The 24,834-nt window shown below is 71.9% G+C and carries 22 protein-coding genes; 9 read left to right on the top strand and 13 right to left on the bottom strand.

All coding sequences use genetic code 11. The features are described from left to right. Positions 1–7: 7 nt before the first annotated feature. Positions 8–970, bottom strand: coding sequence for a glucose-6-phosphate dehydrogenase assembly protein OpcA (gene opcA / locus ACIRB4_RS11835; protein WP_403290076.1), 963 nt, complete (start codon positions 968–970; stop codon positions 8–10). Between the two features lie 216 nt (positions 971–1,186). Next, positions 1,187–2,443 (bottom strand): MFS transporter, encoded by a 1,257-nt coding sequence (locus ACIRB4_RS11830; RefSeq protein WP_403290075.1) that lies wholly within the window; start codon positions 2,441–2,443, stop codon positions 1,187–1,189. 207 nt (positions 2,444–2,650) lie between these two features. Between ACIRB4_RS11830 and ACIRB4_RS11825 the strand changes: the two genes are divergently transcribed. Next, positions 2,651–3,850, top strand: coding sequence for a glutamate--cysteine ligase (locus tag ACIRB4_RS11825; RefSeq protein ID WP_403290074.1), 1,200 nt, complete (start codon positions 2,651–2,653; stop codon positions 3,848–3,850). A 17-nt stretch (positions 3,851–3,867) separates the two neighbouring features. Here the strand turns inward: ACIRB4_RS11825 and ACIRB4_RS11820 are convergent, their stop codons facing one another. The 5 genes from ACIRB4_RS11820 to ACIRB4_RS11800 all read right to left on the bottom strand — a co-directional run bounded on the left by ACIRB4_RS11820 (position 3,868) and on the right by ACIRB4_RS11800 (position 10,363). Further along, positions 3,868–4,464: a DUF2867 domain-containing protein gene (locus ACIRB4_RS11820; protein WP_403290073.1), complete on the bottom strand. Its 597-nt coding sequence runs from the start codon at positions 4,462–4,464 to the stop codon at positions 3,868–3,870. Beyond that, entirely contained in the window at positions 4,461–5,120 is a 660-nt protein-coding gene (locus ACIRB4_RS11815) for a TetR family transcriptional regulator (RefSeq protein ID WP_403290072.1), read from the bottom strand. Before ACIRB4_RS11815 ends, ACIRB4_RS11820 begins: the two co-directional genes overlap by 4 nt. 73 nt (positions 5,121–5,193) lie before the next feature. After that, positions 5,194–6,288 (bottom strand): glutamate--cysteine ligase, encoded by a 1,095-nt coding sequence (locus ACIRB4_RS11810; protein WP_403290071.1) that lies wholly within the window; start codon positions 6,286–6,288, stop codon positions 5,194–5,196. Positions 6,289–6,461: 173 nt separating this feature from the next. After that, the gene (locus ACIRB4_RS11805; RefSeq protein WP_403290070.1) at positions 6,462–8,606 is read right to left on the bottom strand and encodes a S9 family peptidase; all 2,145 of its coding nucleotides are present in this window, start codon (positions 8,604–8,606) and stop codon (positions 6,462–6,464) included. Further along, positions 8,579–10,363: an N-acetylglutaminylglutamine amidotransferase gene (locus ACIRB4_RS11800; RefSeq protein ID WP_403290069.1), complete on the bottom strand. Its 1,785-nt coding sequence runs from the start codon at positions 10,361–10,363 to the stop codon at positions 8,579–8,581. The genes ACIRB4_RS11805 and ACIRB4_RS11800 overlap by 28 nt, the downstream gene beginning before the upstream one ends. A gap of 291 nt (positions 10,364–10,654) precedes the next feature. Here ACIRB4_RS11800 and ACIRB4_RS11795 point away from each other — a divergent pair, with 291 nt between their 5' ends. After that, positions 10,655–12,121 carry an aminotransferase class I/II-fold pyridoxal phosphate-dependent enzyme gene (locus ACIRB4_RS11795; protein WP_403290068.1) on the top strand — a complete coding sequence of 489 codons (1,467 nt, stop codon included), beginning with the start codon at positions 10,655–10,657 and terminating at the stop codon, positions 12,119–12,121. A 75-nt stretch (positions 12,122–12,196) separates the two neighbouring features. Here the strand turns inward: ACIRB4_RS11795 and ACIRB4_RS11790 are convergent, their stop codons facing one another. After that, positions 12,197–13,402: an amidohydrolase gene (locus ACIRB4_RS11790; protein WP_403290067.1), complete on the bottom strand. Its 1,206-nt coding sequence runs from the start codon at positions 13,400–13,402 to the stop codon at positions 12,197–12,199. Between the two features lie 207 nt (positions 13,403–13,609). Next, entirely contained in the window at positions 13,610–15,268 is a 1,659-nt protein-coding gene (locus ACIRB4_RS11785) for a catalase (RefSeq protein ID WP_403290066.1), read from the bottom strand. Between the two features lie 171 nt (positions 15,269–15,439). Between ACIRB4_RS11785 and ACIRB4_RS11780 the strand changes: the two genes are divergently transcribed. After that, a complete protein-coding gene (locus ACIRB4_RS11780) occupies positions 15,440–16,186 on the top strand; it encodes a hypothetical protein (RefSeq protein WP_403290065.1) in 747 nt (248 codons plus the stop codon). A 19-nt stretch (positions 16,187–16,205) separates the two neighbouring features. On the opposite strand, the gene ACIRB4_RS11775 is transcribed toward ACIRB4_RS11780, so the two are convergent. Together ACIRB4_RS11775 and ACIRB4_RS11770 are read right to left on the bottom strand one after the other, a co-directional pair. After that, positions 16,206–17,711 carry a glycoside hydrolase family 6 protein gene (locus ACIRB4_RS11775; protein ID WP_403290064.1) on the bottom strand — a complete coding sequence of 502 codons (1,506 nt, stop codon included), beginning with the start codon at positions 17,709–17,711 and terminating at the stop codon, positions 16,206–16,208. Between the two features lie 309 nt (positions 17,712–18,020). Beyond that, positions 18,021–18,182 (bottom strand): hydrophobic protein, encoded by a 162-nt coding sequence (locus ACIRB4_RS11770; RefSeq protein ID WP_403290063.1) that lies wholly within the window; start codon positions 18,180–18,182, stop codon positions 18,021–18,023. Between the two features lie 176 nt (positions 18,183–18,358). Between ACIRB4_RS11770 and ACIRB4_RS11765 the strand changes: the two genes are divergently transcribed. The 4 genes from ACIRB4_RS11765 to ACIRB4_RS11750 all read left to right on the top strand — a co-directional run bounded on the left by ACIRB4_RS11765 (position 18,359) and on the right by ACIRB4_RS11750 (position 21,075). Next, positions 18,359–19,120 carry a MerR family transcriptional regulator gene (locus ACIRB4_RS11765; protein ID WP_403290062.1) on the top strand — a complete coding sequence of 254 codons (762 nt, stop codon included), beginning with the start codon at positions 18,359–18,361 and terminating at the stop codon, positions 19,118–19,120. Between the two features lie 196 nt (positions 19,121–19,316). Beyond that, positions 19,317–19,952 carry a DUF6230 family protein gene (locus tag ACIRB4_RS11760; RefSeq protein ID WP_403290061.1) on the top strand — a complete coding sequence of 212 codons (636 nt, stop codon included), beginning with the start codon at positions 19,317–19,319 and terminating at the stop codon, positions 19,950–19,952. Beyond that, the gene (locus tag ACIRB4_RS11755) at positions 19,943–20,422 is read left to right on the top strand and encodes a DUF6114 domain-containing protein (protein ID WP_403290060.1); all 480 of its coding nucleotides are present in this window, start codon (positions 19,943–19,945) and stop codon (positions 20,420–20,422) included. Before ACIRB4_RS11760 ends, ACIRB4_RS11755 begins: the two co-directional genes overlap by 10 nt. Next, positions 20,419–21,075: a hypothetical protein gene (locus ACIRB4_RS11750; protein ID WP_403290059.1), complete on the top strand. Its 657-nt coding sequence runs from the start codon at positions 20,419–20,421 to the stop codon at positions 21,073–21,075. The genes ACIRB4_RS11755 and ACIRB4_RS11750 overlap by 4 nt, the downstream gene beginning before the upstream one ends. 154 nt (positions 21,076–21,229) lie before the next feature. Here the strand turns inward: ACIRB4_RS11750 and ACIRB4_RS11745 are convergent, their stop codons facing one another. Both ACIRB4_RS11745 and ACIRB4_RS11740 read right to left on the bottom strand, forming a co-directional pair. Then, positions 21,230–22,018, bottom strand: coding sequence for an alpha/beta fold hydrolase (locus ACIRB4_RS11745; protein WP_403290058.1), 789 nt, complete (start codon positions 22,016–22,018; stop codon positions 21,230–21,232). A 112-nt stretch (positions 22,019–22,130) separates the two neighbouring features. Further along, a complete protein-coding gene (locus ACIRB4_RS11740) occupies positions 22,131–22,634 on the bottom strand; it encodes a metallophosphoesterase family protein (protein WP_403290057.1) in 504 nt (167 codons plus the stop codon). Between the two features lie 194 nt (positions 22,635–22,828). Here ACIRB4_RS11740 and ACIRB4_RS11735 point away from each other — a divergent pair, with 194 nt between their 5' ends. After that, the gene (locus tag ACIRB4_RS11735; protein ID WP_403290056.1) at positions 22,829–23,335 is read left to right on the top strand and encodes a hypothetical protein; all 507 of its coding nucleotides are present in this window, start codon (positions 22,829–22,831) and stop codon (positions 23,333–23,335) included. A 71-nt stretch (positions 23,336–23,406) separates the two neighbouring features. Next, positions 23,407–24,831, top strand: coding sequence for a flotillin family protein (locus tag ACIRB4_RS11730; protein ID WP_403290055.1), 1,425 nt, complete (start codon positions 23,407–23,409; stop codon positions 24,829–24,831). The last annotated feature ends 3 nt before the right edge of the window (positions 24,832–24,834 follow it).

The following is a 24,834-nucleotide window of genomic DNA, read 5'->3' as shown; positions in this document are numbered from 1 at the left end:
GGCCCTGTCAGGAGGCCGCCGGCGAGGGCTCCGTCACGGGCTGGACCGGCGGCGGCGGGGTGATCTGGGCGCGGAGGGCCGAGGCGTAGATCTCGTCGGGGTCGAGGCGGCGCAGCTCCTCCGCGATCAGCTCGGCGGTCGTCCGTACCTTCAGGGCCAGGACGCGGCTGGGCTGACCGGGAATCACCAGCCTCGCCACCGGCCCCTCGGGCCGGTCGATGCGGATCTCCCCGTCGGGCGTGCCCAGCCGGACGGCCGTGACCACCGGCCCCTCGGTGACGACCTGTTCGACCGGGACCCGCAGCCGGTCCGCGAACCAGCGGGCCAGCAGCTCGGCGCTCGGATTGTCGGCCTCGCTCTCCACGGCGGCCGAGATCACGGTCGCACGGGCCTGGTCGAGCGCCGCGGCGAGCATCGAACGCCACGGGGTGAGCCGGGTCCAGGCCAGGTCGGTGTCGCCGGGTGCGTACGACGCGGCGCGCGCCGCGAGCGCCGCCAGCGGATCCTCGACGGCGTACGCGTCGGTGATCCGGCGCTGGGCGAGCGAACCCAGCGGATCCTTGGACGGCACCTCGGGCGCGTCCACCGGCCACCAGACGACGACGGGCGCGTCGGGCAGCAGCAGCGGCAGGACGACGGAGTCGGCCCGCGCGCCGAGTTCGCCGTGCAGCCGCAGCAGTACGGTCTCACCGGCGCCCGCGTCGCTGCCCACGCGGACCTCCGCGTCCAGGCGGGCCTCGTGCCTCTCACGCGGCGAACGGGCGTGCCGCTTGATCACCACGAGCGTGCGGGAGGGGTGCTCGTGCGACGCTTCGTTGGCGGCCTTGAGCGAGTCGTAGGCGTTCTCCTCGTCGGTGACGATGACGAGCGTGAGCACCATTCCGACGGCCGGCATCCCGATGGACCGGCGGCCCGACAGGATCGCCTTGTTGATCTTGCTTGAGGTGGTGTCGGTGAGATCGATCTTCATGACCGGTGCCCGTCCCTTCCGTCTCGTACGAGCCAGTCTGCCGCTGTTCCCGTAGCACTCGCCGTGCCGGGGTTCTTCCACAGCCTCTCGAACTCTTCGGTACGGAAGGGGAACAGGCCGGGAATCGGCCGACGACTCGCCGTGCCATGGCCCGGAGAGGTACGGGCGCCGGGCCGCCTGCCATGTGCCGTGTACGTATGGGGTGGTCGTGCGCCGTCAGTGGAGGGTGGACGCGGTCGGCCTGTCGGTGGCGGCCGTCGAGGGCTCGGCAGCCCGCGCGCCGGCCTGTCCGGCGACGACGTGCCCCGTCACACCCCGGCCCGCCACCCGGTCGCGGCGCTCCAGGCCGGCCGAGACGAAGGCCAGCAGGAGCGCGGCCGCGGCCAGGGCGGCACCGACCCAGTTGGGCGCGGTGTAGCCGAGGCCCGCCGCGATGACCAGGCCACCGAGCCAGGCGGCGAGCGCGTTGCCGAGGTTGAAGGCGCCGATGTTGACGGCGGAGGCGAGGGTCGGCGCGCCGTGCGCGTGGTCGAGGACCCGCTTCTGCAGCGGCGGCACGGTGGCGAAGCCGAGGGCGCCGACGAGCGCGATGGAGATCGCCGCCAGGACCTTGTCGTGGGCCGTCAGCGTGAAGAGCGCGAGAACGACGGCGAGCGCGCCGAGGGAGATGAAGAGCATCGGCATCAGCCTGCGGTCGGCGTACTTGCCGCCGACGAGGTTGCCCACGACCATGCCGAGGCCGAACAGGACGAGCAGCCAGGTGACGGAGGACTCGGCGTAGCCGGCGACCTCGGTCATCATGGGCGCGATGTAGGTGATGGCGGCGAAGACCCCGCCGAAGCCGAGCACGGTCATCGCCATGGCGAGGAGCACCTGGGCGTTCTTGAACGCGGCCAGTTCGTGCCGTACGCGGACGCCTTCGGGCTTCGGCGTGTCGGGGACGAGCCTGGCGATGCCGAGGAGACCCACGACGCCGAGCGCGGCGACGATGACGAACGTGGTGCGCCAGCCGATGGCATGGCCGATGAGGGTGCCGCCGGGGACGCCGACGACATTGGCGACGGTGAGGCCGGTGAACATCATGGCGATGGCGCCGGCCTTCTTCTCCGGGGCGACCAGCTCGGCCGCCACGACGGAGCCGATTCCGAAGAAGGCACCGTGGGCGAGCGAGGCGACGATCCGGCCGGCCACCATGACGCCGAAGCTGGGGGCGACGGCGGACAGCGCGTTGCCGAGTACGAACAACCCCATGAGGATCATCAGCATCCGCTTGCGGGTCACCTTGGTGCCGATCACGGTCAGCAGCGGCGCGCCCACGACGACACCGAGGGCGTAGCCGGTGACGAGGAAGCCAGCGGTGGGGATGGAGACACCGAAACCGGCCGCGACGTCGGGCAGCAGGCCCATGATCACGAATTCTGTCGTACCGATTCCGAAGGCCCCCATCGCGAGGGCGAGAAGCGCGAGCGGCATGAGGAGTACCTTCCAAAAATGTTTGCGTAGGCGCTTTGCTAGCGTCAACAATACTTGCACACGCGCGTTAGTTGCAAGCGCGGGCTTTCTTGGGCCCTGAGGCGCGACGGACGGGTGAGGATAAGGGGCCTAAAAGCACCAGTTCGGGGCATCTGCCGCACATACAGTCGACCCGACGACGGTCGACCCCGTCCCTGGAGAGTGGTCGTGACCGTTCGCATGGGGGTTGAGGAAGAGTTCCATGTGATCGACGTGGAAAGCGGATCACTCGTACCCCGCGCCGACGCGCTGCTCGCGGGGCTGCCCCGCGGGACGTACACGCACGAGCTGTCCCAGTCGATGGTCGAGACCAATAGCGAGGTCCACACCTCCCTGCGGGGGCTCCACGCCGACCTGTGCCGCTCCCGACAGCGTCTCGACGCGGCCGCGTCGCGTCAGGGCCTGGCCGTCGTGGCCGCCGGCGCCGCACCGCTCGGCCGGGTCGAGTCCGTCCGCATCACACCCGCGCCGCGGTACGAGAAGATGGCCCGCGAGTACCGCCGGGTCGCCGACGAGCAGCTGATATGCGGGGCGCAGGTGCATGTGGACATCCCCGACCACGAGACCGCCGTACGCGCCATGTGCGCGGTGGGGCCGTGGCTGCCGCCCCTGCTGGCGCTGTCGGCCAGTTCCCCGTTCTGGCTGGGTGCCGACACGGGTTACGCGAGCTGGCGGACGATGGTGTGGCAGCGCTGGCCCACGGCCGGTCCGGCCGGTTGTTTCGCGGGCGCCGAGGACTATGACGGCACCGTGGCGGGACTCATCGGGTCGGGGGTGATCAGCGACGCGGGAATGATCTATTACGACGTACGGCCCTCCGCCCACCAGCAGACCCTTGAGCTCCGCGTCTGCGACGCCTGCCCCCGCGTCGAGACGGTGGTGATGATCGCCGGACTGTTCCGCGCGCTGGTGACGGAGGCCTGCGCCCGGTTGGCGGCGACCGGCGGCCGTACGGGATGCGACGGCAGGCACGAATGGTTGCGTGCGGCGACCTGGCGCGCCGCCCGCTCGGGGCTCGAGGCGGAGCTGATCGACCCCGAGACCCGCCGCCCGGCCCCCGCGGCCCAGGTCGTACAGACCCTGCTGCGACACACGCGTCCCATGCTGGAGGCGTACGGCGACTGGGACCTGGTCCAGGAACTCGCCCGGCAGACGGTGAGCGCGGGCAGCGCGGCCCATCGCCTGCGGGAGACGGCCGCGCGGGAGGACCTGCTGGCCGGCGTGGACCTCCTCGTCTCGGAGACCCGCGGCGAACAACCCACCCGCCGCCGCTCACGCCCCGCTCCGCCCCACGACATCACCCACCGCCGGACAGGGCCCTGGGAGAGCGTCCGTACGAACAGCTTCGGCGGCGGCCAGGTGTACTGATCAGGACGTGGGGGGCCTCACACCGATTCGGCGCTCGCCGCGTAGTCGCGCTGGACGCTCCGGAGGAACGCCGGATACACGAGCCAGTGACGGAAGGGCTTGATCGCCGCCATGTACGCCGCGCCCAACCGTCCGTTGGTCTTGATCAGGACCGCCATCTGGCCGTGGTAGCCGCCGGACCCGTCCGGGACCCAGCCGATGTGCATGATCGTGTGGACCGTACGGTTGGCCATCTCCGCCGCCCACTCGTCCTGCAGCAGGTACAGGGAGGTGAGGGGGACGTCCGTGAAGTCGGGGCCTCGGGGGCCCTCCCGCAGGTCGGTGGGCAGGCGGTCCCTGAGCGAGCTCACCCTGGTGCCGACGCCGCTGTCGGCGCCGTCGAGGCCGAGCAAGGCGCCGATCCTCTGCCTGGCGTTCCAGAGGAAGCGCACGACGGGCGGGGCGCCCTCGGGAAAACTGTTCGCTCCGTCCCCCACCATGCTCGCCACCAGGCGGGGGAGATCGTCCGGGCCGCCCGGTGTCGGCAACGCCCACACGTCCTCGAGCCGGAAATCGGGGGCTATCTGGTGGATGCGCCACGGGCGCGAGGTGTGTGCGGTGTCGGGGAGCTTCATGCGTGGGTTTCCTCGTCGGGACGCGCCGGTGAGGGCGCGGCGGGCGGCAGGCCGAGTACGCCCCGCACCGCCCGTTCCGTGAGCTGGATGTCGTAGGGGGTCTGTCCGGCCAGCTCGATGCCGACCGCTTCGACGACGCCGAGGAAGACGGCCGCCGTCGTGGCGGGCGGCGGTCCGGGAGGGATCGCGCCGCTCGCGCGCGCGGCGGCGATCAGTGCGGCGCAGTCGGCGGTGAGCCGGTCGACGATCTCGGCGATCGCCCGGCCGACCGGATGGTCCTGCCCGGCGAACTCCACCCGCAGCGTCAGCAGGACCTGGGCGATGTCACGCCGGCAGTAGACGGCGTGGCCGCGCGCGATGGCCAGGAGCGCCTCGACGGCCTCGGCCTCCGCGGCGGCCGGGCGGCCCACTTCGGCCTGCCAGGTCTCCTCGACCCAGCGCACGACCGCGAGCGCCAGATCCTCCTTGTCGGCGAACTGGTGGTAGAGGGCGCCGCGCGTGTAGCCGGCGTCGCCGGCCACCCGCTCCAGCGCCAGATTGGCGTACCCGTACGTGGACAGTCCCCGGGCCGCCGCCTCCAGCAGGGCGTTCCTGGTGCGAGCCCGCCTGTCCGCCTGCGTGCGGCGGGTTGCCTTCGCGTCACCGGCCGCCGTCATGAGCACTCACATACAAACATGTCTGTATGTTATTTGCTCGGCAACGGGCATGGCAAGGGCGGGGGACGGAGCGTCAGGGAGCGACCGTCTCCTCGGTGATCAGCCCCACGAGAGCCGCCATGCCGCCCTCGGCCAGTGCCTGGCGCTGCCGGTCCGCCGGGGTGCCCTCCTGGAGCAGGCGGTGGGCCAGCGAGGTCACCTCACGGGTGTCGCCGGCCTCGTCGAGGGCCGGCGTGACATGGTCGAGCAGCATGCACAGCACGTCACCGGCGCGGCGTGCCCGGCCTGCCGGGTCCACCAGCAGGCCGCTCAACCCGTGCCGTGCGGCGTGCCAGTTCGACGCCTGCAGCAGTTCCGGCGGGCAGTGCGGCAGCGGGGCTCCCGCCTTCTCCTCACGTATCGCCGTCGCGACCAGCGCCCGGACGATCCCGGCGAGCATGACCGCCGTGTCGGCCCGGAGCTGGACGTCCGGGCAGCGGACCTCGACCGTGGGGTACCGGTCGGAGAGGCGGGCCTGCCAGTACAGCTGACCGGTGTCGGTGATGACGCCGCTGTCCAGGAGCGAGCGGACACGGCTCTCGTGGTCGGCGAGCGAGCTGAAGGAGGGCGGCGGGCCGCTGACCGGCCAGCGGCCGAAGATCACCGTGCGCCAGCTCGCGAAGCCGGTGTCGTTGCCGTCCCAGAGGGGTGAGTTCGCGGACATGGCGACCAGGACGGGCAGCCAGACCCGGATACGGCTCAGGACCGCGACGCCCATCGCCCGGTCCGGCACCGCGGCGTGCACATGCATGCCGTTGACCAGCTGCTCCGCCACGAGCTGCGGGGCCTGGGAACGCATCGCCAGATAGCGGGCCTGGCGTGTCACCGGGACGGGCGCCTCCTGCCGATAGGGAGGCGTCCCGCAGGCCGCGAGCCGGCAGCCGTTCTTCTCCGCCGCCGCGCCGACCGCGTGCCGGAGGCGCAGCAGATGGCCGCCGACCTCCTCCAGGTCGGTGCAGATGGGCGTGGCCACCTCCACCTGCGCCTGCAGAAGCTCCGACTGGACCTCGGCCTCTTCGACGATCGGCCCGAGACCGGCCGCCTCCCGTACCTGTTCCGCGAGCGGTACCGGCAGGAAGGTGTCCGGATCGAGCAGCATGTACTCTTCCTCGACCCCAATGGTGATCATGCCGTGCCAGTACCCCGGGACAAGGGGATGAATCGGACAACCGCCGGTCCGTCGACGCGCGAACGAAGCGGACAACCGCCGTCCCGTCGACGCGCGAACGAAGCGGCCTCTCCGCGCCGCGCCGGCGCCTGAGGCGGCACACCGACACCCGTGCACGAGGCCGCCCCCTCCGCTCAGCCGCTCAGATGGCGCTCCATCCAGTCGGCGGCGGAACGGCGGAACAGCCGCCGGTTGTCCGCCCGCCGGAAGTCGTGGCCCTCGTCCCGGAGCATCAGCAGCTCGGCCGTCAGCCCCCGCTCCCGCGCGGCACGCACCACCTGCTCGGACTCGCCCGGCGGGACGTTGGTGTCGTGCTCGCCGTGGACGGCGAGCAGCGGCACGCGCAGCTCGTCGATACGGCTCATGGGCGACAGCGCACGGAGCAGCTCCCGGTCGCGCACCGGATGGCCGTACTTGTGGGCCGCCGACTCCGCGATCCACGGCTCGGTCCCCTCGAAGAACGTCGTGAGGTCGGACATCCCGCACACCGCGATACCCGTGCGGAACAGCTCCGGATGCCATACGAGGCTGGCCAGGGTCAGATAGCCGCCGTACGAACGGCCCATCACCGCGAGCCGGGTGGGGTCCGCGCGGCCGGTCAGGACCGCGTGCGCCGCACAGGCCGCGACATCCTCGATCGCGGCGAACCGCCCCGTACCGAGGTCGGCGTCCACGAACGACCGTCCCCAGCCGGACGAGCCGCGTACGTCGGGGGCGAAGACGTCGAGGCCCCTGCCCAGCAGCTCGTGGTACAGCGGGTCGAACACGGGCCGTTCCTGCTCCTCCGGCCCACCGTGCAGGTGGATCACGCACGGCGCCGGCCGGCCGGTGGCGCGGCCCGGCGCCCGGTAGTACCAGCCGCCCAGCGGAAGCCCGTCGCGGGCGACCGGCCGCAGCGGAACCGGCCGTACGGGCGGCCTGCCCGGCGGTACGGCGTCCTCGTCCCGCGACGACCACGGCGTGCGGGCCGAGGGCGCGTCCGGGGGCACCCACCACACTCCGGGGCGGCGCTGGGAACCGGAGACTGCCAGCACCATCCCGTCCGGCCCTGAGCGTGTGATCCGCGTGACCACCTCGTGCGGCAGCGGTACGTTCCGGGGCGGTGTGGTGCCGGTCGCGGCCCCGCTGGGCACCTGCCCGGCCGTCGGGAGGCCGAGGGTCTGCAGTTCGACGGCGCCCCGCACGTTCCAGGCGAGGGCGGCGGTGCGGCCGTGGTCGGCGAAGGCGAGGAGCTCCAGGTCGCTGTCCTCCCGCTCGGCCACGACGGAGAGGCCGAGGCGCGTGCCGTCCTCGTCCAGAGCGGCCGCGAGCAGGGCGGCGAACTGCCGTTCGTGGTCGCTCCGCAGCCACAGCGTGCGGCCGTCCGGGCCGAAGCGGCCGATCCACGGATCGCCGTCGGCGACCCGCAGGACGGAGCCGGTGCCGAGGTCGGCGGTGCGCACGACCACCGCCTCCCGCCGGCCGCGCGGCCCTCTGCGGACCAGCGCGAACCGCTCGTCCTCGCTGATGTCGCAGACGCGCAGGGTCGCGGCCCCGGATTCGGTGGCGAGGAGTACGGGCGACCGGACCCCGTCGGGGTCGACCAGATACGCGCTGAGCCGGTCCGGCGCCCCACCCAGCCCGTCCGACCCACCCAGCCCGTCCGACCCGCTCAGCCCGTCCGTCCCACCGATCTCTCCCCACCCGTCCGGCCCACTCAGCTCGCTCCGCCCCGCCCCGTCGGGGCCGACGGAGCCTCCGGAGCCGCCCGCCTCGCCGTGCCACAGGCGGGCCGGCGGCGGCTCCGCCACCGTGACGGCCAGGGCCGAGCCGTCGCGCGTCCAGCAGCCCAGGTACGCCGAGCTGTCGGCGTCCGCACCCGCCACGATGCGGCGGCCGGTACCGTCCGGGCGTACGCACAGCACCCGGGTGTGCTCGCCGCCTCCGGGGGCCACCGTGTAGGCGATCCAGCGTCCGTCCGGGGACCAGGCCACTTCCGTGACCGGATCGGGGTCGGCGTCGAGCAGGTGGATCTCCGGGCCGTTCACCTCTCCGGTCCACAGCTGCGGGACGCCCGTACGGTCGCAGATGAATGCCACGTGCTCGCCCGTGGGGTCCCCGGACGGGTACCAGCAGCCGTGGGAGATCAGCGGCTGGGGGGTGTCCCACGGACCGGCCGAGTCGGCGAGCGGCACCTGCACGGGCGCCGCCGAAGGCGCTCCTTGCGGCGGCTCCGGCACGACTCCCGGCATGGCCCCCCGAGGGGCTTCGGTCAGTTGATCCCGTGTGTCTGCAGCCATATCTCCAGCAACGCTACGTGCCACAGGGCGTTCGCTCCCCGCTTCGTCCGGTGACGGTCAGGGGCTGCCAGGAGCTCCGCGAGGTACTCGTCGCGGAAGACGCCCCGCGCCCGGGCCTCGGGTGCGGCCAAGGCCTGGCGGACCCGTTCGAGGACCGGCCCCGCCATGTGGCGGATCGCCGGCACCGGGAAGTAGCCCTTGGGCCGGTCGACCACCTCGCGGGGCAGGATCGTGCGGCCCGCGTCCTTCAGTACGCCCTTGCCGCCCTGCGCCAGCTTCAGCTCCGGCGGGCAGGCGGCGGCAAGCTCGACCAGCTCGTGGTCGAGGAAGGGCACCCGGGCCTCAAGGCCCCAGTCCATCGTCATGTTGTCCACGCGCTTGACCGGGTCGTCGACGAGCATGACGTGCGTGTCGAGCCGCAGCGCCGCGTCGAGCGCGGTCTCCGCCCCGGGCGCGGCCATGTGTTCGCGTACGAACCTGCCGGACTCGTCGTGGCCGGTGAGCAGGTGCGGCTGGAGGATCCGCGCGAAGTCGGAGTGCGGCCGGTCGAAGTACACCTCGGCGTACGTCTCCGGCTCCCGCTCGCGCTCGACGGCGGCCAGGTCCGGGTACCAGCGGTAGCCGGCGAACACCTCGTCGGCGCCCTGGCCGCTCTGCACGACGCTGACCTCCTTGGAGACCAGCTCGGACAGCAGGTGGAAGGCGACCACGTCGTGGCTGATCATCGGCTCGCTCATGGCCTGGACCGCTCCGTCGAGTGCGGTCGACACCCGGTCCGAGGGCACCATCAGCTGGTGGTGGTCGGTGTCGTAGCGCCGGGCGATGAGGTCCGAGTACGCGAACTCGTCGCCCTCCTCGCCGGCCTCCGACTCGAATCCGACGCTGAACGTCGCCAGGTCCTTCTGGCCCGCCTCGGCCAGCAGCCCCACGATCAGGGACGAGTCGAGCCCGCCGGAGAGCAGCACGCCGACCGGCACGTCGGCGACCATCCGGCGCCGTACCGCCGTCCGCAGCGCGTCCAGCACCGCGTCGCGCCAGTCGGCCGCGTCCATGCCCGCGTGCTCGGCGCGGCGGGTGTACGACGGCTGCCAGTAGCACCGGTCGTGGTGGGAGCCGTCCGGCTCCACCACGCGCACGGTGGCGGGCGGCAGCTTGCGCACGCCGTTGAGCACGGTCCGGGGCGCGGCCACCGTGGCGTGCCAGCTCAGGTACTGGTGCAGCGCGACGGGGTCCAGCGAGGTGTCCACGCCGCCACCGGCGAGCAGGGCGGGCAGCGTGGAGGCGAACCGGAGCCGGCCCGGCCCGTGGGCCAGGTACAGCGGCTTGATCCCGAGCCGGTCGCGGGCCAGCACCACGCGGCCGGTGTCGTTCTCGACGATGACGAACGCGAACATGCCCTTGAAGTGGTCGACGCAGTCGGTGCCCCACTCCGCGTACGCCTTCATGACCACCTCGGTGTCCGAGGTGGAGAAGAACCGGTGCCCCAGGGCCCGCAGCTCGTCCCGCAGCGCCTGGTAGTTGTACACGCAGCCGTTGAACACGCCCGTCAGCCGGGCGTCGGTGTCGGTCATCGGCTGCGCGCCGCGCTCCGACAGGTCGATGATCTTCAGACGCCGGTGGCCGAGCGCCACGGCGCCCTGCGACCAGATGCCCCGGCCGTCGGGCCCTCGGGCCGCGAGGCGGTCGGTCATGCGCTCCACGGCTGCCACGTCGGGCCGCCGGTCGTCGAAGCGGATCTCACCGCTCAGGCCGCACATGCCGCACCTCCCCGCCGTGCCGCACCCGCCCCCGGCCCGCCCGGGCCCTCGTACTCCTCCTCGACCTCATATGAATCGGTCACCACAACTCCTCGAAGACGGGGAGCGGGCGTCTGTCCGCCGCTCGGTCCACGGTGCGAGGCGGCCCGCTCCGCTTCGGCGGGTTCCCCGTTGATCGCGGCGCATGCCTCCGCCGAACCGCACGCCCCCACCACGCGCCCCCACGGCGCCATTGCCGCACCCCCCGGCAGGCGGAGTTTTTGTCCCGTTTCGGGGGGCATCCGGAGTCCCATGGACCATGCACAGGCACCCGTACTCGACGCACTGGCCGCGTACCACGTGGAGAACCAGACACCTTTCACCCCGCCCGGCCACAAGCAGGGACGCGGCGCCGACCCTCGCGTACGCGCGATCCTCGGTGACGCCGTGTTCCAGTCCGACGTGCTCGCCACCAGCGGCCTGGACGACCGGACCTCCTCCCGGGGCGTCATCGCCAGGGCCCAGGAGCTGATGGCCGACGCCGTCGGAGCGGAGCACACCTTCTTCTCGACCTGTGGCAGCTCCCTGTCGATCAAGGCGGCCATGCTGTCCGTGGCCGGACCGCACGAGAAGCTGCTCGTGGGGCGCGACGCCCACAAGTCGGTGGTCTCGGGCCTCGTGCTCGCCGGGATCGTACCCATCTGGGTGGACCCCCAGTGGGACCCGGAGCGGCATCTCGCCCACCCGCCGTCCGCCGACGCCTTCCGCGCCGCCTTCGCCGAGCACCCCGACGCGCGGGGCGCCCTGGTCACGACGCCGACGCCGTACGGCACCTGCTCCGACCTGCCCGCCATCGCCCGGACATGCCATGAGCACGGCGTGCCCCTGATCGTCGACGAGGCCTGGGGCGCTCACCTCCCGTTCCACCCGGAGCTGCCCACCTGGGCGATGGACGCGGGCGCGGACGTGTGCGTCACCTCCGTTCACAAGATGGGCTCCGGGCTGGAGCAGGGCTCGGTCTTCCACCTCCAGGGCGACCTGATCGAACCCGAGGTGCTGAAGAACCGTGAGGACCTGCTGGGCACCACCAGTCCTTCCGTCCTCGTCTACGCGGCCCTCGACGGGTGGCGCCGCCAGATGGTCCAGCACGGCCACGCCCTCTACGACGACGCGCTCGCCCTGGCCAAGGACGTACGCGCGCGGATCGCCGAGATCGACGGCATGCACGTCCACGGTCGCGACGACTTCTGCGGGCCCGGCCGCTCCGCCGACCTCGACCCCCTCCAGGTGATCGTCGACGTCACCGGCCTCGGGACCACCGGGTACCGGATCGCCGACTGGATCCGCGAGCACCACCGGATCAACCTGCACCTCTCCGACCACCGCCGCACCAGCGCCCAGCTCACCCACGCCGACGACACCCGCAGCGCCAACGCCCTGATCGCCGCGCTGCGCGATGTCGCCGCCCACGCCGGCGACCTGCGGCCCGCGCCCCGGGTGGAGGTCCCCGACCCGGCCGACCTCCGCCTGGAACAGGTCATGCTGCCGCGTGACGCCTTCTTCGGGCGGGTCGAGCAGGTGCCGTGGGAGCAGGCTGTCGGCCGCGTCAGCGCCGAGATGCTCACGCCGTACCCGCCGGGCATCCCGGCCGCGCTGCCCGGCGAGAAGCTCAACGCCGAGGTGCTGCGCTATCTGCGGAGCGGCGTCGACGCGGGCATGGTGGTACCGGATGCCGCCGACACCGAGGTCAAGACGGTACGCGTGACGGTCGAGGACTGACCTCAGGCACCGGGCGGCTCCCGGGCCGCCGCCCCCGGCCCGCCGACGCCCGGGGGCCGTCCGCTGTCGGACCCGTCACAGCCCCGCGGCGGCCTTCTGCCGGAACCGGTCCCAGGCCCGCTCCGGAACGTCTTCGCGCAGCAGGACGTCGGCCGCCGTGCAGGCCAGCGCCTCCGCCGCGGCCAGCATCACCCGCCGCCCGCGAGGCCCGGCCGCCGCCTCCGCGAACGCGGGCGTGTGGTCCGATCCCTCCGGCCCCATGATGGCGACGAAGGGATGGATCGCGGGCACCCGCGTGCTGACGTTGCCGATGTCGGACGACCCCAGGTACACGCCCGGCTCGGGTTCCGAGAGGCGGATGCCCGCCCGGTCCATGTGGTGGGCGAACAGCCCGGACAGCACGTCGTTGTCGCGGAAGTGCTCGTACCGGCCGCCCACGTCGGTCACCTCCACCCGCGTACGGGTGGCCAGCGCCACGCCCTGCGCGCAGGAGCGCAACTCCTCCACCAGCCTCTCCAGGGCCGAGGTGGTCCCGCCGCGCAGTCCGAACAGGCCCTCCGCGTACTCGGGGACGATGTTCGTGGCCCGGCCGCCGTCCGTCACGATGCCCTGGATGTGCGATCCGCCGGGCAGCCGCCGGTCCAGTACACCGAGCGTGTTGAAGAGCTGGATCAGCGCGCCCAGCGCGTCGATCCCCTCCGTGGGGCTGCCGGTGGGGTGCGCGGCGCGCCCGTGGAACCCGACACGGACCTGGGCACTGGCCGTCAGCGGCGCCCATGACCAGTCGTAGACGCCGGGATGGAACATCAGCGCCGCGTCCACCCCGTCGAACAGGCCCGCCTTCACCTCCGTGACCTTGCCGCCTCCCCGCTCCTCCGCCGGAGTGCCGACGGCCAGCAGGGTCCCGTCGACCTCGCCGAGCGCGGCGCGCAGGGCGGTGGCCGCGCCGAGGCCTGCCGACGCGATCAGATTGTGGCCGCAGGCGTGCCCGAGCAGCGGGAGTGCGTCGTACTCCATCAGCAGGGCCACACAGGGTCCGTCACCGGCCGTGGCCGCCCGGCCCGTCCGGGCGACGAAGGCGGTCGGCATCCCGGCCACGCCGCGCTCCACCCGGAACCCCTCCCGCTCGAGTTCGTCCGCCAGCAGACCGGCCGCGCCGTGCTCCTGGTAGGCCGTCTCCGGTTCGCGGTGCAGGGCGAGGCCGACGTCCCAGAGCCGGTCCGCGCGGGCGGCCACCTCCTCCCCGATGCGGGCGTAGAGCGAATCCGGGGTGTGCGACACGGTGGCCTCCTCGAGTCGGCTGTGGCTGCCTTCCGCTCGTGTTCCACGTCTCCGGCGCCCGATGCCCCGCAGCGGCCGCGGATCTCGTCCGGGGCACACGACGCCGGTGCCGCGCGGGGTCGACCGGGCAGGTAGGCCCGAACGCAGGGACGGGGGCCCGCCGGGCGGCGGGCCCCCGTCACGCGTGCCGTGCGTGCGGCGTACGTCTCAGCGGGTGACGACGTGCCGCTCATTGGGCACGCAGTGCGTCATCGTCAGCCCCTCGACGTCCCGGGGCGGGTTCTCCCCGAGGTTGGCCAGGCGCTTGCGGTCCTCGTCGGTGAGGTCCTGGCTCGCGAGCGGCTCCAGGTGCGCCACGTCCTGCGGGGTGATGCCGATGCCCTCGCCGACGCGAAGACCCAGGTCGTTCTCGACCAGGAGGAAGTGCCACACCATCCGCTCCTGCACCGGCCGGTCGCACTGCTTCAGCAGGTTGACGAAGTTGTGCACCAGGTCGTCCCGCTCCCACTGCTCCATCAGCAGATAGCGCTGCCCGGCCTGCATGTAGTCGTTCGTCCGCTCGATCCGCTTACGGGTGAGCCTGCCGCGGATCTCCGGACCCTGTTCGTCGTGGGTGGGGTACTGGCCCTCGCGCAGGCCGCCCCGGATCGACGGTTCGTAGTTCACGTCCGGGTTCTCGCCCGCGCCGTCCACGTGGTACGTCATGAACCCGTCGCGCTGGTTGGTGCGCACGTCGGCGTTCTTGGCGTGGTTGACCGGCAGCTGGAGGTAGTTCGGGCCGACCCGGTAGCGCTGGGTGTCGCTGTACGAGAAGGTCCGGCCGACCAGCATCTTGTCGTCGGAGAAGTCCAGGCCGTCGACGAGCACGCCGGTGCCGAAGGAGATCTGCTCGTTCTCGGCGAAGAAGTTCTCCGGCATCCGGTTGAGCACCATCTTGCCGACCGGCTTGGGCGGGAAGTCCTGCTCGGGCCAGGTCTTGGTGTCGTCCAGCGGGTCGAAGTCCAGCTCCGGGTGGTCGTGGTCCTCCATCATCTGGACCAGCAGCTCCCACTCCGGGTAGTCGCCGCGCCGCACCGCCTCGTACAGGTCCTTGGTGGCGTGGCCGAGGCCCTGCGCCTGGACGTTGGCGGCGTCCTCCTCCGTCATGCTGCGCACACCCTGCTTGGGCATCCAGTGGTACTTGACCAGGACGGTGCGGCCCTCGGCGTTGACCCACTTGTACGTGTTCACGCCGAAGCCCTGCATGTGCCGGTAGTCGGCGGGGATGCCGCGCGGGCTGAACAGGTTCATCAGCATGTGCATGGACTCGGGGGTCTGCGACATGAAGTCGAAGATCCGCCGCGGTTGCTGCTCGAAGGTGACGGGGTCCGGTTTGAGGGAGTGGATCACGTCGGGGAACTTGATCGCGTCCCGGATGAAGAAGACGCCCAGGTTGTTCCCGACGAGGTCCCAGTTGCCGTCCTCGGTGTAGAACTTCACCGCGAATCCGCGCGGGTCGCGCGCCGCCTCCGAGGAGTCGCGGCCGCCGATCACGGTGGAGAACCGGACGGCGAGATCGGTGCGCTTGCCGCGCTCCTGGAAGAGCTTGGCGCGGGTGTAGCGGCTGATCGGCTCGTCGCCCCAGGAACCGTACGCCTCGAAGTAGCCGTAGGCGGTGACCCCGCGGGCGTGCACGACGCGCTCGGGGATGCGCTCCCGGTCGAAGTGGCTGATCTTCTCCAGGAACTGGTAGTTCTCCAGCGTCGCCGGCCCCCGGGACCCGACGGTGCGCTGGTTCTGGTTGTCGTAGACAGGGTGGCCCTGCCGGTTGGTGAGTACCTTCCGGTCGTCGCCGGGTGCGGGACCCTGGCTCGAAACGTCCGTCACGATCCTCGGCTCCTCTGCTGCATTTACTTCCGACTGCGTCCTATACGTCGCAGTATGCTCCGTTACCCGCCCGTCGGGGGCGTCTAACGGGCTCCCGTCGAACCGCGCCCGTAAGTACGTGATCCGTGTGTGGCCCGCACAGCGGGAGGAAAACGCGGCAAGCTGGTGACCATGAACCTGTCCGACCCGGAGAACGGCCTGAACTCCGCCAGCGTCATCAACGCCAAGAAGACCCTCCACGAGCTCCTCGGCCGCGCCGGTGTGTCCGCGGCCGAGGCGGATGTCCTGATCGCGCTCGTCGAAGCGGGCGCCCTCGCGCACGCGCAGGGTGAGGTCGGCGCAGCGGAGGGCGAGGCTCCCACGGGTAAGGGGGAGCTCTACGACAGCGGCCGGCAGGACGGCGCGCAGGCCGTCAGAGACGAGCTCCGCCACCTCGCCGAGCGGGCCCTGCGGCGGGCCACCGGCCCGACGGTGCCCGCTCACCGCCTGCCGCCCGACGGCCGCGCCGCGCACGCTCCGGTCGGCCGGGTGGACGTGGAGCGGACGAACGTCGCGGTGACGGCGCTGTACCTCACCTTCACCCAGCCGTCGGACCTCGATCCCGAGATGGCGGACGAGGTCCTGACAGCGGTCCTCAGCACGATGAGCGCGCGGGAGAGGGCGGGATATCCGGGCCGGCTGGACGCGTTCGCCGAGGCGCACGGGGAGAGTCTGACCCGCCTGTACGCGGAGTACGGCCCGGGCAGCGGTATCGCCGTCCACGGCCGCCACTCGCTGGCCCACTCCCCCACCAGCATCGCCGTGCTCGAACGCCTCGATTCCGCGGCGGACGCCCTGCGCGCGGCCTGGGACGGGGCGGAGCTGCCGCCCGGGTGGCTGGACGGCCTGGCGACGGCCTGGCGGGCCTGCCTCGGCTGACGCCACCCGGGCGGGGAGTTCAGCTGCCGTCGATCAACGCGTCGGCCAGGGCCGGGGAGAAGACCCCGGCCGCGGGGGAACCGGCCGGGCACTCCGCCGAGTCGCCGTCCGAGTCACCCGGGTGCTTGATCCACAGCAGGTAGTCGGCGCCGCCCGTACCGGCCTGGGACGGGACGCCGAGCTTGCGCTGGGGCGGGTTGCAGAAACCGACGTGCCCGCTGGCGGGGTCGCCGGGGGTGACGTAGCCGCCGTTGCCGTTGCGGGAGGTGTCCACGACCCAGCCGCTGGTGACGCCGAAGTCGGCCTGGAGCTGTGCCGCGAGGCGGCGGCCGTAGTCGTTCGACACGCTCGTGGAGTCGAAGTTGGAGACGTTGACGGAGAAGCCGCGGGCCATGGAGACCCCGGCCCGGTTGAGCAGCTCGGCCATCTTCTTCAGGCCGATCCCCTGAGCGCCGGTGCCCTCGGGGCCGAGGGTCCAGGTGAAGTTGCCCGCGTCCACATACGTCTGGACGAAGGGGCCCTGTTCCTGCAGACGCTGGTTCGCGAACCAGAGGGCGTCGAGGCGCTGTTCGAGGCCGCCGTTCATGCACGCCTCGTTCGCGGCCATCGGCACCGCGTCGGGTTCCAGCACGACGATCGCCGGACGCCCGGCGAGGCCGAGGGCGACGTCCGCGATCCACTTCTTGTACGCCTCGGGGCTGCCCGCCCCGCCGGAGGAGGGGCCGCCGCAGTCGCGGCCGGGGATGTTGTACGTGACCAGGACGGGGATCTGGCCCTTCGCGGCGGCCCCGCCGACGTAGGCGCTCACCTCGTCGCGGATACCGGTCGCGGGGTCGCCGTCCGCGTCCCATCCGCCGAACCACTTCACGGCGGCGTGGTCACCGATGGAGGACCTGATCCTGGCGGCACGGGGGTCGCCGGGGTGGGCGTCCGCCCAGGTGTAGGCGTTGTTGTGCGGGTCGGTGTAGAAGCCCTCGCGCGCGGTGGACGTGGTCAGCGAGACGTTGTCGAGGGTGATGTCGGTCAGCGCGCTCTGGTTGCCGAGCAGGAAGGTGACCTGCCCGGCGGCCGTGTCCAGTTCGGAGGTGAAGGTCCAGCTGAAGTGCTGGAAGGCGGTGCCGACCCCGATGGTCCGGGAGAGGGTGCCGGTGTAGGGCGCGTCCCCGAGCTGCACGGAAGTGGCGATCTGCGTCGCGCGGGAGGCCATGGCGTCGAAGGAGAGCGTGTACGTCGCCCCCTTGCGGAGGGTGATCCCGCCCTGCCCGGCCATGGTGTCCCAGGCGTTGCCGCTCCGGGCGGCGACGGTGGTGCGCAGCTGCCCTTCGGGGGTGGCGCGGGCGGATGCGTCGGCGCTGGCCCACCACGAGTCGATTCCGGTGGTGAACGCGCCGTTGACCACCAGCTCGCCGTAGACGGCGGGGGTGGGAGGGGCGGCCGACGCGGTGGGGATGAGGACGGTACCCAGCAGCGCGGCGGCGAGCGCGGGCGCGGCGGCCAGGCGTCGCCATGGGGCGGTGAAGGTCACGGAGGACGAGTCCTGTTCGGTTCTGCCGGCCGACTGCGTCGGCCGAATACGGCGGAGGGCTCGACGACCCTCCTCGCACTCATGATCGCAGAACTGACGCCCGGTCACCCCTCTTCACCAAAACCGGACTTCGGCACGGTCTCGTAAAGCGTCAAGGAATTCGACGCAGGCCGGATCTCTTCACCGGAATTGCCCGGTTTCAGGATTCACCGAAAACCGTCGCCGCTTTTCCGCCGCCGGGAAATGCCGTGCGGCCCGTCACCGCGGTGGTGACGGGCCGCACGGAACTTTCCGCGCGGAGCGGTGCCGCTACCAGCGGTACCAGCGGCCGGTACTGCCCTTCGGGCGGGCGACGAAGCCGATCAGCCATACGACCAGCACGATCACCGCTATCCACCACAGTGCCTTCACGGCGAAACCGGCACCGAACAGGAGCAGGGCCAGCAGAAGAACGAGTAGCAGGGGAACCATAGTTATCTACCTCCGCAGCATCATGTGCCCCGCGTTTACCGCCCTACACGCACGAGATTTCGAACTTTCCCAGGGCGCCCCGCGACAGGGGCCGGCCCGCACAGGGTGCTCCGCGTTCGAATTCCGGTGGCGTCAACCGGAACGGTCCGGCAGGGGCACCCCCTAAGCTCGGAGCCGTGAGCAGCGAGGCAGCGGGTGACACGGTCGCGGCGGGTGGCATGCGGTACCGCCAGGAGGAAGTGGCCCGGGCGGCCGGTGTGAAGGTCCGCAACCTTCGCTACTACCAGGAGCGGGGGCTGCTGCCTCCACCCCGCCGGGAAGGCCGGATCGCCTGGTACTCCGACCAGCACCTCGCCCGGCTGCGCCTGATCGACGACCTGCTCGGCCGCGGCTACACGGTGAACGGCATCGCCGAGCTCCTGGCCGCCTGGGAGCAGGGCGGCGGGATCGGTCAACTCCTGGGCCTGGAGCGGGAGATGGGTCGTGACTGGGCGCGGGAGGAGCCCGTCACGATGAGTCTGGCGGAGCTGCGTGAGCTGTTCGGTCCGGCGGCGACGCCCCAGGACACCCGGCGGGCCGCCGCCCTGGAGTACGTACGGGTCGACGGGGACACCGTCACCTTCCCCAGTCGCCGGCTGCTGGAGGCCACGCTGACGCTGGTGCGGCAGGGGTTGCCGCTCGGGGAGATCCTGGAGGCCGGGGACTTCGTCCAGCAGCAGGCGGCGGCGCTCGCGGACCGGTTCGTCGCCCTCTTCCGGCGGCATGTGATCGGCCCGGAGGGCCTGGAGCGACATTCGGCCACGCAGTTGGATCACATCGCGGAGGCCGCGTCGGCGCTGCGCCCGGTGGCGGCGGAGGTCGTGGCCGCTGAATTCGCGCGCGCGATGGCCCGGAGGGTGGAGGCGGAGGTCGCCGCGCTGCTGCGTACGGAGCAGTAGGACTTGGCCGAAAGGCAGAGTCCGCGCAACCTTGCCAACCGCCATTGGCACTCTTACATTCAACTCCACGGTCATACCGGCGAGTAACGATCTCGCGCGACCCGGACGGCACAAGATCGCACCGATCGCGCCCGATCACTCCGGCTCCGACCGGATCACACTCCCCACCACCCCACCCATTCAAGGGGGTCCTGTCATGCAACGTGGCTCACATGGCTTAGACAATTCCGGCGACTCGGGCGCCGGGCAGGTGAGATGGCGGCGTTTCGCCGTCCTGGCGGTCCCGGGCATCGCTCTCACCGCGGGCCTCGGCATCGCCCTCGCCCAAGGAGCGCTCGCCGCCTCCTTCGCCGTCTCGGGCCAGCAGTTCAAGGTCTCCGCGACCAGCCTGACCGGCAAGGGCTTCGCCCAGTACGGCAGCGTGGACGTCAACGCCCGTGACGAACTCATCCCGGTGGCGGTCACCGCCATCAAGGAGGCCGAGCTCAAGAGCCTCTGCCAGTCGGTGGTCACCTCGCTGCCGGTGATCGGCGACATCTCGCTCAACCTCACCGCCGGGCAGAAGGCGCCGGTAGAGGCGACCAACCTCTTCGTCGACGCCACCCAGCTCTCGGGCAACGCGGAGTTCACGAACATCGAGATCGGCCGCGACGCCTCCACCCTGGACAAGGGTCCGGAAGGGGCACAGGGCATGCAGGACCTGTTCTCCCAGCAGGCCGACACCATCAGGATCACCGATCTGCGGCAGACGGCGTGGGCCACCAACGCCGGCACCTTCAAGCTCTCCGGTCTGAACATGAAGGTCAGCAAGGGCAAGAAGGAATGCTTCTGACCCGCCACCGGACCCGGTTCCGGCGGTGGCGCCGCAGCCGGCCGTTCTGGGGCGGGCTCGTCACCGCCCTCGCCGGGGCCGAGATCTGCGCCCTGCCGCTCGCCCCCCTGAAGGTCATGCTGGCGCAGGGCGTCGCGGGTGTCCCGTCCGTCCTGATGGGCCTCGTGATGGTCGTGCTCGGCGTCTCCGTCTGGTTCGCCCCGCACTACCGCACCCTCGCCGGGATCGTCACCACCCTCATCGCCGCCTTCGCGCTCGTCCTGTCCAACCTCGGCGGATTCCTCGTCGGTACCTTGCTGGGCATCCTCGGCGGCGGCCTCATGTTCGCGTGGCAGCCGGGCGCCCCCAGGCCCGGCACTCCCGCCGAGGAGACCACGGAATCCGACGCGACCGGGCGATCCGCTTCGTCCGCACCGCACGACACCCCCTCCCACGCACCACTCTCCGATCCCCAAGGAGCACAGCCATGAGCCGCACACCCACCACCCTCGCCCTCGGACTCGCCGCGGTCGGCGCGCTGACCTTCGGCGCCGCGTCCGCCACCGCCGCACCGTTACCGACGGCGGCGGCCGGCTCGACCACGGTCACCCCGGCCGGCCACGCCTTCAAAGCCACACTGAGCGGCAAGGCCACCCTCAAGGCCGGCTCGGTCACCATCTCCTGCACGGTCTCGGTGGCCACCGGCACCGTCCCGGCCGCCCCCGGCAACCACAACCCGGCCGGCCCGGTCTCCTCCCCCATCTCCGCCCCGACCTACAGCTCCTGCACCTCCAGCACACCGGGGGTGACCCCCACCGTCACCACCAGCGGCGCCTGGCAGGTGTCCATGCAGAACGGGGCTCCGATCACGGCGACCATGACCGTCCCGACGGGCGGTCTCGTGGTCAAGACGACAGGTCTGGCCTCCTGCACGGTCGTCACCGCGCCGAACGGCCCGGCGAACGCGCCCGGCACCTGGACAAACGGCGCCCCGTCCACCCTGACCTTCACCAACGCCTCGGTCCCGATCAAGGTCACCGGCGGGTTCGGCTGCCCGACCAGCGCGACGACCTCCACCTTCAACGCCGTCTACACGGTGACGGACACCACCGACCCGGCTCAGCAGATCGCGGTCAAGCCGTGACGGCGTGACCTCGTGACGCGGAGAGGATGAACGATGCCGGGCGAGCCGTCGCCGTACGCCCCCGACGCGGGTCCGGGCCGTACGTCGTACGCCTCGCCCGGTCATCTCCGCTCCCTGACGTACCGTCACCCGCCCCTGCAGCCCCGCCGTTCCGTCATTCCGCGGCGGGGTCCGCCAGCGCGGCCGCGGTGACGTGGGCGAACGCTTCCTTGTTGTCCAGCATGATGTTGTGTCCGCAGTCCGGGATCGCGACCACGGCCACCCCCGCCTCGGCGAGCGCGTCGGCGCCCGGGAGCGGGCCGTCCGCCTCGGGCAGCAGATACGTACGGGGGATCTTCAGGTTCAGCAGGAGCTCGCGCATGGTGGGGACGGTCCCCCGGACGAGGGAGACCGCGCTGCGGTGCAGGGCCTGACGACCGGTCAGGCGCATGGTGGCCCACCAGTGCGGACCGACCCGGTCACGTACCTCCTCCCAGCCTCCGGCCAGGAACGCCTCCTCGGTGTAGGCGGCGATGCCGCTGCTGCCACCGGTGGGCAGGCTCGGTATCGGGGCCGGGAGCGGATCGAGGTTGGCGTCGACCAGGACCAGGCGGGAGACCAGGTGCGGATGGCGGGCGGCCAGCACGATGGCCACCGAGCCGCCCATGCTGTGCCCTATCAGCTGCGCACCGCTGACGCCCGCGACGGTCAGGGCGTCCGCGAGGCTATCGGCGTGCGACTCCAGGGTGTAGTCGAAATCCGTGGGCCGGTCGCTGAGGCCGTGCCCGAGGAGGTCGACGAGGAGCGAGCGGTGGCCCGCCAGCAGGGGGTGGACGGCGGCCTCGGTGAAGTAGGCGGCCGAGGTGGCGCCCAGACCGTGCACATAGACGCGGGCCGGCTCCCGGCCCGGTAGCTCCAGCCAGCGAATCCGGTCACCCTCGGGCGTCACGACGGCACTGCGCACGATGCACTCCCCCTGCGCTCGACATCCCTGGAGAGAAGAGCGTAACCACCCGGCCCCGCCGCCGACCCGCCGCATTCGGACCACTTCCGGGCCCGTTCGGCGACCGACCCTCTCAGCTCCTCGGCTGCAGGCGGCGCACGGTCACGTCCTGAAGGTTCCCGTCCGCGACCGTCACGGTCATGAAGGTACGGAAGGGCTGGCGCCTGCGGTCCGTGGGAGAGCCGGGGTTGAGCAACCGCAAGCCGCCGGGAGCGACGGAGTCCCAGGGGATGTGGCTGTGCCCGAACACCAGGACGTCGAGGTCCGGGAAGCGTTCGGCGCAGCGCCGCTCCCGCCCGGTGGCCGGTCCGGTCTCGTGCACGACTCCGAACCGCAGCCCGCCCAGTTCCGCGCGGGCGACCTCGGGCAGCCGCCGTCGTAGCGCGGGGCCGTCGTTGTTGCCGTACACACCGATCAGCCGGCGCGACCGCGACGACAGCAGGTCCAGGGTGGCCTCGTCGATCCAGTCCCCGGCGTGGATCACCACGTCGGCCTCCTCGACACCCGCCAGGAGTTCGTCCGGCAGGCTCTTCGCCCGGGCGGGCACATGCGTGTCGGAGGTCAGAAGCAGCCGCATGACGTCAGCCTACGGGCGGAAGGTCCGCCCACCGAGGACCCAACACCCCAGTACCGACCGGACGTGTCCCAGGGGCCGTTCTCGGCATCAAGAACGCGTAAAGATTGCCGGGAACCGGCAGTGAACTCCCGTGCGCTGCCGTGTCACCATCCCCTCGACGACGGAAAACCGACGCACGGGGCGAGGTGACGTACATGGGCTGGTTTCTCGGTCTCGGCATCGCGGGTCTCGTGCTGCTCGTTCTGTCCCTGGTCCTCGACGGGGTGGTGGAGGGTGTCCTCGACGGGCTCGGCGGGGGGCTCGACGGGTTTCTGTCGTTGCCGGTGATCGCGGGGTTCGTCTCCGCGCTCGGTTTCACGGGCGCGATCGTCCTGGGGACCACCGGCACGGGGGCGGGGGTCGCCACCGGTGCGGGCGTGGCGGCGGGGGGCGTCGCGGGCTGGCTGACCTGGAAGTTCAGCCGGGCGCTGATGCGCGGCGAAGGCGCGTCCGCACCGCGCGGTGACGATCTGCGAGGCAGTTCGGGCTCCGTGGTCACGGCGATCCCGGCCGACGGCTACGGCGAGGTGCTGCTGTACCTGGGCGCGCAGCCGGTGAAGTACGCGGCGAAGTCCCCGGTCCCCGTCGACCGGGGCGCCGAGGTGTGGGTCGAGGCCGTGCTCTCGCCGACCTCGGTCGTCGTACGCCCGGTGGACCGCTGACCACCTCCGCGCCCCCGGCACCCCCCGACCGACCGACCGCTCATATCTCTCCGACTCCTGGGGGTCCTGTCATGAGTCCTGTCCTCATCGCCGTGGTGGGCATCGGCGTACTCGCCGTTCTGCTCGCCCTCGTCGTCGTCACGCGCTACAAGGTCGCGGGGCCCAGCGAGGCGTTCATCATCACCGGCCGGCGTGGCAAGCAGGCCACCGACCCTGCGACGGGGCGGGTGTTCACCGACAACAGCGGCCAGAAGGTCGTCGTCGGTGGCGGCGTGTTCGTGGTCCCGTTCGTGCAGCAGAAGTTCACCCTCGACCTCTCCAGCCGGCACATCCCGGTCGCGGTGCGCGGCGCCGTCACCCTGCGCGGGGTCAAGGCGAACCTGGAAGGTGTCGCGATCGTCAAGGTGGGTGGCAACGAAGACTCGATCCGGGCCGCGGCCCAGCGGTTCCTGATGCAGCAGGACGGCATCGTCGGCTTCACGCAGGAGGTGCTGTCCGGCGCGCTGAGGTCGATCGTGGGCCGGATGTCGGTGGAGGACATCATCCGCGACCGGGCCGCGTTCGCCGGGCAGGTCGCGGAGGAGGCCGAGGCGTCCCTGTCCGGGCAGGGGTTGGTCCTCGACGCGTTCCAGATCCAGGACATCACCACCGAGGGCTCGTACCTGGAGGACCTCGGCCGGCCCGAGGCCGCGCGGGCCAAGCAGGAGGCGGACATCGCCGAGGCCGTCGCCCGGCGCGCCGCCGAGCAGGCTCGGCTCAAGGCGGAGGAGGAGATCGCGATCGCGCAGCGGACCCTCTACCTGAAGCAGGCGGAGATCAAGGCGCAGACGGACGAGGCCGCGGCCCAGGCGAACGCCGCGGGTCCGCTCGCCGAGGCCGCCCGGCAGCAGGACATCCTCAGCGAGCAGGAGAAGGTCGCGGAGCGGCAGGCCGCCCTGACCGACCGGCAGCTCGACACCCAGGTCCGCAAGCCGGCGGACGCCGCCCGCTACCAGGCCGAGCAGGAGGCCGAGGCCCGGCGGATCGCGCTGGTGAAGCAGGCCGAGGCGGACGCCCAGCGCTCCCGCCTCACCGGTGAGGGTGAGAAGGCGCACCGGGCCGCGCTCGCCGACGCCGTGCGCATCGAGGGCGAGGCGCAGGCGGCCGCGATCGCCGCGAAGGGCTCCGCCGAGGCGGAGGCGATGCGGAAGAAGGCCGACGCCTTCGCCGGGTACGGTGACGCGGCCGTCCTCCAGATGCTCGTCGAGGTGCTTCCCCAGGTGGTCGCCAAGGCGTCCGAGCCGCTGTCTGCCATCGACAAGATGACCGTCATCTCCACCGACGGCGCCGGCCAGTTGTCCCGTACCGTCGCCGACAACGTCGCCCAGGGCATGGAACTCCTCAGCTCCACCACCGGAGTGGACCTCGCCGCCCTGCTCCAGGGCATCACCCGGCAGAAGGGGCCGGCCCCGGCCGCGGCGTCCTCGGACAACGGGGCCATTCAGATCACCGACTAGACC

This window comes from Streptomyces sp. NPDC093600 (assembly GCF_044764755.1).
Lineage (GTDB): Bacteria > Actinomycetota > Actinomycetes > Streptomycetales > Streptomycetaceae > Streptomyces.
This window is presented reverse-complemented; position numbering and strand designations above follow the sequence as displayed.